Raw genomic sequence first — 13,689 nt, 5'->3', positions numbered from 1 at the left:
GCCCACTGGCTTTATGTGCCTCGGGCGGGAAAGGCCAGCGCAGCGGCCTTTCCCAATTTGTTTGTCACTTGATACGCTGACCGTTGGCCAGGATCTGTCCATCCTCGGTAAACTCGATTTTCGAGTTCAACGTGTCCGGTTCTTCACCCGGAACAGCCATCAGACCCATCATCATACGCGCGCCCAGCGCGTCGTTTTCCGACACAAAGCCCATGCCGATCAGCTTGTCCAGCAGAGCGTTGGCCCCAACAAGTTTCAAGTTGGCAACACCTGACGGGGCAGGCAGGCCATCAAACTCTTCCGTGTTGGAGTTGTCGAACGCAAAGTCGCCATCACCGCTCAATTGGGCTCCGACCAATGATACGAGAAGCTTGTTGATCTTCAGCGAATGCAGTTCGCCCGGAACGATATCAGATGTCTCAAGCTCTTCGACGGCTTCCGGGTCCATGAAATCGACCAGAACTTTGGCGGTGCCGGTTGCATCCAACGCGATGGTCGCCGGATCGCGCGGCAGCGCACTAGCAGGGTCGAACATGCTCCACAATACGTCGGACATGGTGAAATCCGTCAGGTTCATGCCAAACCCAAATGGCTGGATTTCTTCCGAGGCCTGCACCGGAAGCTCGAATTTCAGTCCTGCATTTGCCATCGCGATTTCGATTGGAAAAGGCAGATCCGACGTGGTGACGGCTAGTTTGGTGCTGTTCTGCGCAAGATCGTAGACAAGGCGCTGTGCATCGATGCTGCCGGTAAAGCTGCCTCCTTCGGAACTGCTGCTGAGCGAGAATGGCTCACCCTCGGCAGTGCCTGCCATTTCGGTGCTGCCCGAGGCGTATGTGAATGTACCTGAAGCGGCGAACCCGGCCTTGTAGATGTCTTCAATGTTGGCGACATCCATACCGGGTGGAATGATTGTATCGCCATCAAATTTCAAACCATCTAATTTACCGCTGATCCGGCCCGTGTCTTCACTTTCGGGCTCGTTGAAGGCCACATCATAGGACAGGCTGCTGGCCGTGAACTGCTGCGCGATATCGCGCATCTCGCCGATCTGCATCTGCGATGTGCCTGCGATTTCGTTCATCTGAACGTTCAAGGCAAACATGTCGCTGGATACGGTTTCGCCATCAAACTCCATCGAGTCCATCGACAGTGTCAGGCTGTTCGCCGTATAGTCATATGTCATGTTTTCGGGGGTACCCGAAACGACCATTTCCAAGGCGTCGTGAGCGTACATCAGATCAGCCGAAAATGTCTCGCCCTCGGCTTCACCCGAAATTGTCATCGGGAAGCTGGCAGGAAAGCCGATATTGACTGTACCGTCGCCATTTTCGGTCAACGTCATCTCGGGGATGACCATGTCGAAGGTGCCTTCGGTGTCCGGAATGGCCATGGCCATCGTCATGTTCGCGATGGTGGTGACGTTGCCGGAAACGCTCTGATCGCCAGTGACGTCATAGCCCATGCCGCCCAGATAAGCCTGCCAATCGGCCCAGACATCATTGGCGGTAACATCTGCAAAGGCGCCGTTGGTTGCAACAGCATAGGCCAAAGCTGCACCGCAGCTACGGCGAAGGAAAACAGTCATAAGAGAACCCTTCTTGATCAATTTGCCGGCATGGTCGTGCCTGTAGCGGCCAGCGTCAAGGGGGAAGGGGTGGACCAATTCCCCATTTGCAGGGTACGAGTTAAGACAATTTCAAATGCAGGGATTTAAACGATGCATATGCAAGGGAAAACGGTACTGATCACAGGGGCAAGCCGAGGCATCGGAGCGGAAGCCGGGCGCGTTTTTGCCGCAGCTGGGGCCAATGTGGCCTTGGTCGCACGCAGCCGCGATCAGATTGACGCTCTGGCTGCGGCATTGGGTGAAAATGCCATGGCGCTGGCCTGCGACGTCAGCGATTTTTCCCAGGTCGAACAGACAGTTGCCGATTGCATCGACCGGTTCGGCAAGCTGGATGTGCTAATCGGGAACGCGGGCGTCATTGATCCGATCTTTCATCTTTCGAATGCCGACACCCGGGCCTGGAGCCAAGCAATCGACATCAACTTGAAGGGTGTCTTTCATGGAATGCGTGCCGTCCTGCCCATCATGCGGGCAGCAGGCGGCGGGACCGTTCTGACAGTCTCGTCCGGTGCCGCGTCGAACCCGGTCGAAGCCTGGAGCCACTATTGCGCATCAAAAGCCGGGGCCAAGATGCTGACCGAATGCCTGCATCTGGAAGAGGCGCATCACGGTATTCGCGCAATGGGCCTGTCCCCGGGAACTGTGGCCACAGATATGCAGCGGGTGATCAAGGCCAGCGGAATCAATCCAGTAAGTCAGCTGGATTGGGACGATCACATCCCCGCAGACTGGCCCGCGCGGGCGTTGATGTGGATGTGCTCGGCAGATGCGGATGAGTTCTTGGGGACCGAAATATCGCTTCGCAACGAAGACATCCGAAAAAGGGTCGGGCTGACGTGATCGAACTGACACAGGATGATGGGTTGTGGACCGTCACGTTGAACAATCCGGACAAGGCCAATGCGCTGACCTCAGCGATGCTAAGCGAATTGGTTCGCATCGCAGAGGCGGCGACCGAGGCACGTGCATTGATCCTGACGGGGGCGGGCCGGGTCTTCAGTGCGGGCGCCGATCTTGAAGAAGCGCGGGCGGGCCTTGCGACCTCCGATCTTTGGGAGAGGTTGTCGGGTGCCATTGCCGCCTTGCCCTGTCTGACGGTGGCCGCGCTCAACGGCACTTTGGCCGGTGGAGCGAACGGTATGGTGCTGGCCTGTGACCTGCGTATCGCAGTGCCCTCGGCCAAGTTCTTTTACCCGGTCATGAAGCTGGGATTCTTGCCGCAGCCCTCGGATCCCAAGCGGATGGCAGAGTTGATCGGTCCGGCCAGAACCCGGCTTATGCTGATGGCTGGACAGAAGATTTCTGCAGAAGAAGCTTATAGCTTTGGGCTGGTTGATCGGGTGGTTGAGCCCGAACATTTGATACCAACTGCACAAGAACTTGTAGCCGACAGCCTGTCCGCAGATCCGTCGGTTGCTGCGGGCATAGCCGGATTGTGCCCATGAGGTTGGCCGCGCTCCGATTGCGGGTGGCGGACCCGGATGCTTTGGCGGCGTTTTATCGTGATGCGCTTGGCATGTCTGTCAGGGTTGAAGGCGCCAATCGTCGTCTTGGATATTCCGGTCAGGATGCCGATCTGTTGCTGATGCCGGGCGGCGGGGGCTACCGTCATGATCCGGGGCAGCGGTATTGGAAGATCGGGATCACGTTGCCGGATGTTGATCTTGCCGCAGAACACCTGCGCCAGAAGGGTATCCCGGTCAGCGCGCCGCGGCAGTTTCTGGATATCGGCTATATGTGCCATCTGAATGACCCCGAAGGGTTTGCCATTGAACTGCTGCAGCAGGATTTCGAGGGCAACCGACCGGTTGATGCTACAAGCCCGGACGCCCCCTTCGCGAAGGCCTGTATCGGCCAGATCACTTTGCGAACCGGCGATATTGCAACCGAAGATGCGTTTTGCCGATCCATGGGACTGTCTTTGCTGTCTCTGCAGGATGTCGAACCTCACGGGTTCGATTTGCATTTCTATGCGTTCACCGCAGAGGAGCCTCCCAACCCCGATCTCTGGGCGGTTGAGAATCGCGAATGGCTGTGGAAGCGCCCATATACCACGTTGGAATACCAGCATATTCCGAACGCTCGGTTTGCTCCGGTGCCGGATTATCTTGGGATCGAGGTTGAAGGGCTGACCGACCCGAAAAAGGATGTGTTCGGTGATCCCTGGCTTCCGGCCTGATCAACGTCTGCGCCGTTTGCCCGGCACTTTTGAGCGAAACCCCGGCGGGCGTTTGCTCACCCAATTCAGGAACTTCTCAAGCCTCGGATGTTTGCGCAGTGCATCGACAGTGTGGAAGTCACGCGCCAGTTCGGCCTCGGTCAGTGTCGCGTGAATCTCTTTGTGGCATATCTGATGCAATAAAACCGTGGGCCCGCCCTTGCCTCCCTTAAGTTTTGGGATCAGATGGTGCAGGCTTCCACCACCTTCGGGGATCGGACGGTTGCAGAGCGGGCAGATCGGATCGGAATTTGCCATGACCTAACTTCGCGCTGATGCGTGTACAGGGCAAGAGGGACACAATGGCGCAAACCATGGTCATCGGAGCAGGGCCAGCGGGGCTAATGGCCGCCGAACAGCTTGCCGCCGCCGGGCACGAGGTTGTAGTGGCCGAAGCCAAGCCGTCTGTCGCGCGTAAATTCCTGATGGCGGGTAAGTCCGGCCTGAACCTGACCAAGGATGAGCCTTTTGACATGCTTATGGGCGCATACGGGGATGCAAAGGATTGGTTGCATCCGATGATACAAGCGTTTGACGCACAGGCGGTGAAGGCTTGGGCCGGTGATCTTGGGCAAGAGATGTTCACGGGCTCTACCGGGCGGGTGTTTCCGAAAGTCATGAAGGCCTCACCCTTGCTGCGGGCCTGGCTGGCCAGATTGGATCAGGCCGGTGTTCAGATCAGGACACGCTGGCGCTGGCAGGGATGGCAAGGTGGCGCGTTGGCTTTTGAGACGCCAGATGGCATGCAGTTTTGCTCGCCCGGCGCGACGGTTTTGGCATTGGGAGGTGCCAGCTGGGCGCGGTTGGGTTCGGATGGGGCTTGGGCCCAATGGCTTGCAGACAGCGGAGTTGATCTAACACCGTTTGCACCGGCTAACGCCGCTCTGTCAGTCGATTGGAGCCCCTATATGCAGCCACATTTTGGCGCGGCGCTCAAGTCGGTGCGGTGGATGGCGGGCGATCTGGATAGCCGTGGTGAGGCCACTATTTCCGCAAAAGGCTTGGAAGGTGGTGGTATGTATGCCCTGACTCCTGCGCTGCGGGCGGGGACGCCACTGTTTGTGGATCTCGTCCCGGATGTGACGGCTGAAGGGATGCAGGCGCGATTGGACGCGAAGAAATCAAAGGCAACGCTTTCGCATTGGTTGAAGAATGGTTTGCGTCTGTCTCCGCAAAAGATAGCTTTGTTCCACGAAATGACTAAGGGCCGCGCATTGAAGCAAACGCAATGGATCGGTGCGCTGAAAAACCTGCCCATCAGGTATGCTGGGCTACGCCCGATGGAAGAGGCGATCTCAACCGCTGGCGGGGTAGCATCGGGTGCCGTGGACAGCGGTTTGATGCTGACTGCATGTCCGGGCGTTTTTTGCGCGGGCGAGATGCTGGATTGGGAAGCCCCGACCGGTGGTTATCTTCTGACCGCCTGTCTGGCGACGGGACGTTGGGCCGGTCAGTCGGCGGCAACGTGGTTGGCGCGCTAGGCCTTAACCCGATCGGGCCAGCATCGCCAGACGGATCATGGCACGCTCGACCAGTGCCATCGCAGGTGCGGTTTGACCTGCCGAGCGCAAGGATAGGTCCGTATCTGTAAGGACGGTTAAAGCGGTCTGCAGCTTGGGCGCCCCCCATCCCTGAGCCTGCCTCAGGATCCGGTCACGTCGTTTGCCATAGACCGGAGGACGCAGCTTGCCGATTCCCTGCGCCGCGCCTCCAGGGTCGGATGCGCAGGCATAGAGCGTTCGGAAATGCCGCGTCGCCCCAATACACAAGGTGACCCCGTTGGTGCCCTGCGCCTGCAGGCGTCGGATAAGGGGGCCGATTTCCTGTGCCCGGCCCTCGGCAACGACGTTCAATACATCATCCAGCGCCGCCTCGGTCGACCGCGGCGCACAGGCTTCAATGTCTTCAATCGTCAGTTCACCGGCGTCACCGCGTTTGTAAAGCGACAGTTTCTCAACTGATTGAGTGAAATCACCAGGGCTGAGCGCCATTGCAAGTTCGCTAAGCGCCGACATCGAATCGCGCGGAATATTCTTCAATCCGGCTTGCGCCAGAATGCGCTCCACCTCGGCGCGCGAGGGCGGGTCATCGTAGATGCCAACAGCGTATGCGGCAGGGTTCGCTTCGAATGCTTTGCGGATTTTCGAGCTGGGTTTGAGCTGCCCGGCCGTCACGATGATCTGTGCATCGCCATGATCCCAGTCTTCAAGGGCTGTGAGAATCGCAGGCGCTGCGACATCGGTGGCGTCTTCAACAAACACCGCGCGGGGACCGGGGAAAAATCCGACAGTCTTGACCGCGTCCAGCAACAGGGCCGGATCGCTGCGTAGATCGCTTCCGGGAATGCGGGTCAGGCGCATTTCCTCTTCGGCGCCAGGCCCCAGCAAAGCCGCCAGCACCTGTTGACGCTTCAACGCAACGCGCATCGCGTCCGCCCCGTAGATCAGCAATCCGGCTTTGTCCGCGTCCGGCTTGGAAAAATACCCTTCAGCCTCACGCGGGCTCAACTTCATGTGGACAGGCCCGGTGTGGCGTAGAGGCGGTTCACGATCTGATCGGCTAGAATCACCATCAGCCGCTCGGTCGCATCACGCTCATCGGCCAGCGTCGACACAGTTGAGCCCGCAGCAGAATAACCGACAAATTCGGTAACGTTGCCCGAGGCGATGATTTGCCCGGTCGCATTGGATTTCAGCGCGTAAGTCGCATTCCCGTCGATCGTATAGCGATTAGTTTCATTCGCTGTGGTAATCGAGGCCCTGCGGGTTACCGTCGATACCCCGACATCCAGCTTGTATTCGTTGCCCGAGGTCGCGCTTCGACCTAATTTACGTTCCAGGTTTTGGACCAGCAGAAAGCTTTCGACCGTATTTGGTGCGGACACCTCGACCTTGCCATCCAAGGCCGAGCCTGATCCTCCGGGCGCATAAACCGGCTCGAACCCGCAAGCGGCGAGCGCCAGCGGCATCAATAACAGGGTTCTACGATCAAACGACGACATTAACGATCCGGCCCGGAACAACGATCACTTTCTTCGGTGCAGCGCCATCCAGCGCCTTTTGCACAGCTTCGGTGCTGAGGGCGATTTTTTCAACCTCTGCTTTATCCAGATCTTTGGCTACGCTGATCTCGGCCCGACGCTTGCCGTTGATCTGAATCGGCAGGGTTATGGTGTCATCGATCAGCATCGTCTCATCCGCGATGGGCCAGGGCGCGGTTGCAACCAGGCCTTCTCCGCCCAGCATCTGCCAAAGTTCTTCGGACAAGTGTGGCGTCATCGGCGACATCAGCTGCGCCAATGTCTTGGCTGCCTCGCGCTTGACTGCAGAGCCCGCTTTGGATTTGGCAAGCGTGTTAGTGAATGCATAAAGCTTTGCGATAGATGCGTTAAAGCCAAAGGATTCGACCCCGCCCGATACGTCATGAATGGCTTTGTGCATCTCACGTAGCAGCGTTTCGTCATCTGCAGTGGCCGGCAGATCTGATTCTGCGATTTCTGCGGCGATGCGGTGCACGCGGCTGAGATGTTTGAACGCGGCTTCGGCGCCCGACGCGGTCCATTCCACGTCGCGCTCAGGTGGGGAGTCGGACAGAACAAACCAGCGCGCAGTATCCGCACCAAAGGCCGAGATGATGCTGACCGGATCGACGACGTTCTTTTTCGACTTGGACATTTTGGCTGAGGGGATGATTTCAACCACGGTGCCGTCGGTCAGTTTGCCGTCGGTCACGTCCTCGGGCAGGTGATAGACCGGGCGACCGTTGGCGTCGCGTGTCTGATAAATTTCATGAGTCACCATGCCTTGAGTGAACAGCGCGTTGAACGGCTCAATCGCTTTCTTTGGCAAATGACCAGTGATGTTCATCGCCCGCGCGAAGAAGCGCGAATAGAGCAGGTGCAGAATCGCATGCTCGATCCCACCGATATATTGGTCGACATTCATCCAATACTCGGCTTCGGCAAGATCGGTGGGTGTTTCAGCGCGCGGGGCGGTGAAACGGGCGAAGTACCACGACGAATCGACAAATGTGTCCATCGTGTCAGTTTCCCGCTTGGCTGGAGCGCCGCAGGAAGGGCAAGGGGTGTCGCGCCAGCTGGGGTGGCGGTCCAGCGGGTTGCCGGGGATCGAAAAATCTATGGGTTTGCCGTTGCCGTCATCATAAGGCAGCTCGATCGGCAGATTATCTTTCTTCTCGGGGACCGTGCCGCATTGATCACAATGCACAACAGGAATCGGGCAGCCCCAATAGCGCTGGCGGCTGAGCCCCCAATCGCGCAGGCGGTATTTGGTAACACCTTCACCCCAACCGGCCTTTTCGGCGAAATCAACGGTGGCATTGATGGCCTCGTCACCCGTTGCCTCGGTGAGACCCGCAAAATGATTCACCCAGCGGACTTTCTCGGTTTTCGGTGGAACAAACGCGATCTTGTCGACTGGAGTGTCATCATCCAGTGCAAAGAATGTGTCGACCACAGGCAGGCCGTATTTGCGACAGAAATCGAGGTCACGTTGATCATGAGCTGGGCAGGCAAAGATGGCGCCGGTGCCATAGTCCATCAGGATAAAGTTGGCGATCCAGACCGGCAGCTCCCAGCTGGGGTCGAGTGGATGTTTAACACGTATGCCGGTGTCATAACCCAGCTTTTCGGCGGTTTCGATCGCCTCTTCGGTGGTGCCGCCCTTGCGGCATTCGGCAACGAATTCAGCGACTTTCGGGTTTTCTGCCTCAAGCTGCTTGGCAATCGGATGATCGGGCGAGATGCCAACAAACGACGCGCCCATCAGCGTATCGGGCCGTGTCGTGTAGACGGTGATCGGCTCACCTCCATCGGTGCGTTCGAACCCGAATTGCAGGCCACGGGACTTGCCGATCCAGTTCTCTTGCATCAGGCGTACCTTGGCGGGCCAGTTATCCAGCGTATCCAGCGCGTCGAGCAGTTCCTCGGAATAATCGGAAATCTTGAAAAACCACTGAGTCAACTCGCGACGCTCAACCAAGGCGCCTGAACGCCAGCCACGGCCGTTTTCTACCTGTTCATTGGCCAAAACGGTCATATCGACCGGGTCCCAGTTCACCACGGCGTTCTTGCGATAGACCAGACCGGCCTCGAGCATATCCAGGAACAAAGCCTGCTGCTGGCCGTAGTATTCCGGATCACAGGTGGCGAATTCACGAGACCAGTCGATCGACAGGCCCAGCGGCTTCATCTGTCCGCGCATGTCGGCGATATTGCCGTAGGTCCAATCTTTGGGGTGGCCACCACTGGCCATTGCGGCGTTTTCCGCAGGCATCCCGAACGCGTCCCAGCCCATCGGGTGCAGCACGTTATGACCGGTTGCGAGCTTGTGGCGGGCGATCACATCACCCATCGTGTAGTTGCGTACATGCCCCATGTGGATACGGCCAGACGGGTAGGGGAACATCTCAAGCACATAGTATTTCGGCTTGTCCGCCTTGTGATTGGCGGTGAAGATTCCGGCCTTGTCCCAGGCCTCCTGCCATTTTGCTTCGATTTCGTTGGCCGAGTAGCGCGACATCATGCGGTCCTTCGTGAATGAAAACGCCGGGTAGGAACCCGGCGTGGTAATAGTGTGATTTTTGTCGGGTTTCTAGAACTTGTTGTCCGCAATGCGTAGCTGACGCGCGCGAGACAGGATCGCATCTTCGACGGCGCGCGACGTTGCAGCGCTGACCGGAGAACCGCCACTGGTCTGAAGAGCTACGGACAAAGAACGCGCTTCCAAAGCGGGATCACTGATGTGAACTGTCGCGCGATAGGAACGCCCGCCGCCGGGCGGTGTGCCATAACCCGTTACGATCACTCCGGTAAACGGATCGACCTCTTGGATCGGCAAGAAATTCAGTACATCCAGCGATGCGGCCCACAGATAGCGATTTACCTGAGTGACCTGCTCTGAGGTGTTCGGGCCGAATACGTCCCAGATCGTCGAACGATTCGGGTCATTCAGTTCGCGTTCCTCTGTCGAGCTGCCATCAGCGGTCAACACACTTGCATCGCCAGGCGGTGGCCCTCCGCAGGCTGATAAGGCAGCCGTTACCATGATCAAACCTGGAATCGTAATACGGCGCATCGTTGGAAGGTCCCGTGTCACTTGTTTTGCTCTGTCGAGTGATACTCCTAGACAAGGACCCGTACAGCAACAACCCTATTCTTTTATGATCGACTCGCGCGAACCGCGCGATCCGTTGAATTCGACTGTGGCATCCTTGCACCAATTTGGGCCGAATGACGTCTTTGCGTTTATGCCAAGCTTGCGCAACGGGGGCAAAAAAAGCGAAACGGTGTCCGTGCTGAGACGCGTGCTTTGCATGTGTCGAGTAGAAAATCTTTGAAACCGAGGGAAACAAGATGAAAAAAGTTCTCTTCGCAACGACCGCACTGATTGCAACCGCAAGTGTTGCAGCGGCCGAAGTAAAGTTCAGCGGTTACGGCCGCTTTGGTCTGGGATACCTGGAAGACCGTACAGGTACCGTTGACGCAATTGGTGGTGGTGAAGCGACCGGCGTAGAAACCGACGAAACCATCCTGGTCTCGCGCTTCCGTCTGAACATCGACGGAATCGTTGAAACTGACGGTGGCGTTCGCTTTGAAGGCCGTGTTCGTCTGCAGGCAGACGAAGATGCCGGCAACGGCGAAGCAAACTCCGCTGGCCTGAACGGCGCACGCTTCTCGGTCATCTTCGGTGGTCTGCGTGTTGACGCCGGTAACGTAGCCGGTTCGTTCGACAACTTGGCAAACTACTACGGTAACGAGCCTGGCCTGGAAAGCTTCATTGGTCAGTACTCGGGCGTCGACTATGACTTCCTGGCGTACTCGTCGACCGGTTCGGGCGCAAACGCTGTGTTCTTCCAGTACGCAGTTGGCGACTTCGCCTTCGGCGCGTCGTATGACCAGCGCACATTTGCTGACGAAGCTGTTGCGGGTGCGGACACTGATGATGCAGACCGCTGGGACATCAGCGCGACCTACACCTTCGGTAACGTGACTGCCGCTCTGGCCTACGGTCAGACCAGCGGTCTGGGCGACGCCGACAAGCAGAGCCTGACCGTTCTGACCCTGGGTGCAGAATTCGGTGACTTCTCCGGTACTCTGTTCGTCGCAGACGATGACGTTGCAAACGATGACCGCAACGGCACCGCATACGGTCTGTCGGCAGCCTACAACCTGGGCGCGGCAACCACTCTGACCTTCGCTTACGGTGACGGTTCGGCAGACGACGATCTGCAGCAGTACGGCATCGGTGCCATCTACGACCTGGGTGGCGGTGCATCGCTGCGCGGTGGTATCGGCAACCAGAAGCGTGGCGACGGCGACAGCCAGCTGCGTGCCGACTTTGGTGCTCAGTTCAACTTCTAAGTTGGTCTGAACCACAAGGTTCAAGGGCAGGTCTTCGGACCTGCCCTTTTCTTTTGCCGCCACATGGTGTTTTGCTGCTGCAAACGCAGAATGAGGGACCCATGTCGCTGCAAGAAATCACCGATCGAATAGCCAAAGCTGAATCTGCGGCAGGACGCGCCGAAGGCTCGGTGCAATTAATCGCGGTTTCCAAGGTGCAACCTAACGACCGGGTCGAAGCCGTATTGAAGCAGGGCCACCGGTGTTTCGGAGAAAACCGTGTGCAGGAAGCCGCTGGCAAATGGCCTGCATTTCGCGAGAGTTTTCCGGACATCGATCTGCATCTGATCGGTCCATTGCAAACAAACAAGGCACGGCAGGCGATTGAGCTTTGCAATGCCATCCATTCAGTTGATCGACCAAAGCTCGCCAAAACATTGGCGCGATTGGCGCAAGAGATGGGTAAGTGCCCTGATCTTTTTATACAGATCAACACAGGCGAAGAGGATCAGAAAGCCGGTACTCTTCCACAAGATGCTGATGCGTTCATTGCTGAGTGCCGCAGCCTGGACCTGCCCGTCCGAGGTTTGATGTGCATTCCACCGGTTGAAGAAGAACCCGCGTTGCACTTCGCGTTATTGGCAAAAATCGCAGAGCGGAATGGGCTGAAGGGTTTGTCGATGGGAATGAGCAGTGATTTTGAATCGGCAATCGCCTTGGGTGCCACACACGTCCGTGTTGGGTCTGCCATTTTCGGGGCGCGGGTTAAGCCTCAGGGATGATAAGCCGTGTGCCCGGCGTGATTTTTTGGGCAATCCAACGTAGGTGGTCGCGCCTGAATGCGATGCAGCCTTCGGTCGGAAACCGTGGGCGTCGCCATTGATGCAGGAAGATGGCCGATCCCCGGCTGGGTTCTGAATTGGGATAGTTCCAATCGGTTATCAAGATCAGGTCATAAAGCGGATCTGGGCGACGCAGTTTTTCGTGACTGAAATCATGAGGCGCCCGCACCAAATGGTTATACGCATCGTCCTCTACGTCGTCTGACCATAAATCGCGCGGTCCGATCGGTCGTGCCCAATGCGCCGGCCGTGGCATTCGGTCTGCGCGATAGAGCATACCCACAATGTGATGCACACCTGTTGGTGTTGTTCCGTCACCTTCCTGCTTGGTTGGGCTCAAGCCCCCTTTGCCTATAGCGCAGGGGAACAGGTGCCCGAGAAACCGAATGCCACGTGGTGTAAGAACCAGATCGCTTGGTGTCACAGCAGGTGGCCTGACTTTGCCGCTTTGGTCGCCAGATACGCGCGGTTGAAATCTGTTTCACCTACTTTCAACGGAACACGTTCGGTGACGGCGATACCTGTGCGTTCCATCATCGCGATTTTTGCAGGGTTGTTGGTCAGTAGACGGACCGAATTGAAGCCTAGCGATTTCAGGATATCCGAGCCGAGCCTGAAATCCCGTTCATCGTCTTCGAATCCAAGCCGGTGATTGGCCTCGACTGTGTCAAATCCCTGATCCTGAAGAAAATAGGCGCGCATCTTGTTGGCAAGCCCGATCCCACGCCCTTCCTGATTCAGATAGAGCAGGACGCCCGCACCCTCGTCCCCCATCTGGGCCAAGGCCCCGCGCAGTTGCGGGCCACAGTCACATTTCAGGCTGCCCATGAGATCGCCCGTGAAACAGGCCGAATGCAGCCGCGCGAGGACGGGCTTGTCGCGGTCAGGGCGACCGATTTCAACCGCATAGTGTTCCTCTCCACCATCTTCGGGGCGGAATACATGCAGGCGCCCGGCCTCCGACACTTCCATCGGCAGGCGTGCGGCGACGACAGGGTGCAGAGCACTGCGATCTGTCAGATGTGGCGCGGCCCGGGCATGGTCAATGCAGGTCAGACCATGATCTGCCGCAAATTCGCGCCCGTCTTGAATAGGGGCGACGACGGCGGCCGGAAGCAAGTGCGCCGACTTGGCCAACGCAATAGCGATCCGGTGCAGATTTGCGCTGCCTTGCCGTTCGGTCATCAGCGGGCCCTTCATCGGGGCGTTCAGATCATCGGACGGGTCGGCCACCGCCTGCACCCAGCTCAGCCCAGCATCCGCCGGGATCATGACGCGAGCAAGATCGCCGTCATATGCACGCGCTTTAAGTGTTTCAGCGCGCCGAACCGTGATGGCGACAACGGGATCCCCGCCCAAGCCGCGCAAATCGGCCAACCTTTGCGGGCTCAGGGTCTCGGTGGCGAATGCGAGTACTCCAAATCCCAGTTCGTCGGTCAGAACAACGGGAACACCCATACGCAGGTCAGCCCGCGCCCGTGCCAGCAATTCGGTGATGTCGGGAGTGAGACTCATGCAGTTTACCTTGAAACGATCAGACCCTGTCCTACCCCGATCACTGGAAAATGTGAAACATTTCCTCGGCGTCAGACACGAGGGCGTGAGACGACTGCAGTAAATCTTGCTGATTGCATTCTTC

Annotated in this window: 14 protein-coding genes; 6 read left to right on the top strand and 8 right to left on the bottom strand. The window is 57.8% G+C overall.

Translation table 11 applies throughout. The features are described 5' to 3' along the window. Positions 1 to 64: 64 nt before the first annotated feature. Positions 65 to 1,588, bottom strand: coding sequence for a DUF2125 domain-containing protein (locus tag I5192_RS14570; protein ID WP_170398911.1), 1,524 nt, complete (start codon positions 1,586 to 1,588; stop codon positions 65 to 67). Between the two features lie 132 nt (positions 1,589 to 1,720). On the opposite strand from I5192_RS14570, the gene I5192_RS14565 reads away from it, so the two are divergent. From I5192_RS14565 to I5192_RS14555, 3 genes are read left to right on the top strand one after another with little or no spacing between them, the layout of a single operon-like run. Further along, entirely contained in the window at positions 1,721 to 2,470 is a 750-nt protein-coding gene (locus I5192_RS14565; RefSeq protein WP_223117139.1) for an SDR family oxidoreductase, read from the top strand. Next, positions 2,467 to 3,075, top strand: coding sequence for an enoyl-CoA hydratase/isomerase family protein (locus tag I5192_RS14560; RefSeq protein ID WP_223117138.1), 609 nt, complete (start codon positions 2,467 to 2,469; stop codon positions 3,073 to 3,075). The genes I5192_RS14565 and I5192_RS14560 overlap by 4 nt, the downstream gene beginning before the upstream one ends. Next, positions 3,072 to 3,809: a VOC family protein gene (locus I5192_RS14555; RefSeq protein ID WP_223117137.1), complete on the top strand. Its 738-nt coding sequence runs from the start codon at positions 3,072 to 3,074 to the stop codon at positions 3,807 to 3,809. The genes I5192_RS14560 and I5192_RS14555 overlap by 4 nt, the downstream gene beginning before the upstream one ends. Here the strand turns inward: I5192_RS14555 and I5192_RS14550 are convergent, their stop codons facing one another. Then, complete coding sequence (locus I5192_RS14550) at positions 3,810 to 4,106, bottom strand: HNH endonuclease (RefSeq protein WP_223117136.1); 297 nt, start codon at positions 4,104 to 4,106, stop codon at positions 3,810 to 3,812. It lies immediately after the preceding gene. A gap of 44 nt (positions 4,107 to 4,150) precedes the next feature. On the opposite strand from I5192_RS14550, the gene I5192_RS14545 reads away from it, so the two are divergent. Further along, positions 4,151 to 5,329: a TIGR03862 family flavoprotein gene (locus tag I5192_RS14545; RefSeq protein WP_223117135.1), complete on the top strand. Its 1,179-nt coding sequence runs from the start codon at positions 4,151 to 4,153 to the stop codon at positions 5,327 to 5,329. Between the two features lie 3 nt (positions 5,330 to 5,332). Here the strand turns inward: I5192_RS14545 and holA are convergent, their stop codons facing one another. From holA to I5192_RS14525, 4 genes are all read right to left on the bottom strand, one after another. Then, complete coding sequence (gene holA / locus I5192_RS14540; protein WP_223117134.1) at positions 5,333 to 6,361, bottom strand: DNA polymerase III subunit delta; 1,029 nt, start codon at positions 6,359 to 6,361, stop codon at positions 5,333 to 5,335. Further along, entirely contained in the window at positions 6,358 to 6,849 is a 492-nt protein-coding gene (lptE, locus tag I5192_RS14535; RefSeq protein WP_170398890.1) for an LPS assembly lipoprotein LptE, read from the bottom strand. The genes holA and lptE overlap by 4 nt, the downstream gene beginning before the upstream one ends. Beyond that, positions 6,836 to 9,388, bottom strand: a complete 2,553-nt coding sequence (gene leuS, locus I5192_RS14530; RefSeq protein ID WP_223117133.1) for a leucine--tRNA ligase — start codon at positions 9,386 to 9,388, stop codon at positions 6,836 to 6,838. Before leuS ends, lptE begins: the two co-directional genes overlap by 14 nt. A 72-nt stretch (positions 9,389 to 9,460) precedes the next feature. Continuing rightward, a complete protein-coding gene (locus tag I5192_RS14525; protein ID WP_170398884.1) occupies positions 9,461 to 9,943 on the bottom strand; it encodes a DUF3576 domain-containing protein in 483 nt (160 codons plus the stop codon). 278 nt (positions 9,944 to 10,221) lie between these two features. On the opposite strand from I5192_RS14525, the gene I5192_RS14520 reads away from it, so the two are divergent. Together I5192_RS14520 and I5192_RS14515 are read left to right on the top strand one after the other, a co-directional pair. After that, positions 10,222 to 11,229 (top strand): porin, encoded by a 1,008-nt coding sequence (locus tag I5192_RS14520; protein WP_170398881.1) that lies wholly within the window; start codon positions 10,222 to 10,224, stop codon positions 11,227 to 11,229. Between the two features lie 101 nt (positions 11,230 to 11,330). After that, positions 11,331 to 11,990, top strand: a complete 660-nt coding sequence (locus I5192_RS14515) for a YggS family pyridoxal phosphate-dependent enzyme (protein ID WP_170736262.1) — start codon at positions 11,331 to 11,333, stop codon at positions 11,988 to 11,990. Here I5192_RS14515 and I5192_RS14510 read toward each other — a convergent pair. Both I5192_RS14510 and ribA read right to left on the bottom strand, forming a co-directional pair. Further along, a complete protein-coding gene (locus I5192_RS14510; protein ID WP_170406691.1) occupies positions 11,974 to 12,474 on the bottom strand; it encodes a L,D-transpeptidase in 501 nt (166 codons plus the stop codon). The two genes, I5192_RS14515 and I5192_RS14510, sit on opposite strands and share 17 nt — an antisense overlap. Further along, positions 12,471 to 13,565, bottom strand: a complete 1,095-nt coding sequence (ribA, locus tag I5192_RS14505; protein ID WP_170425856.1) for a GTP cyclohydrolase II — start codon at positions 13,563 to 13,565, stop codon at positions 12,471 to 12,473. Before ribA ends, I5192_RS14510 begins: the two co-directional genes overlap by 4 nt. Between the last annotated feature and the right edge of the window lie 124 nt (positions 13,566 to 13,689).

Origin of the sequence: Ruegeria sp. SCSIO 43209 (assembly GCF_019904295.1) — a bacterium.
Taxonomy (GTDB): Bacteria; Pseudomonadota; Alphaproteobacteria; order Rhodobacterales; family Rhodobacteraceae; genus Ruegeria.
The sequence above is the reverse complement of the archived record's forward strand: the minus strand, read 5'-3'. Positions and strand labels throughout refer to the sequence as shown.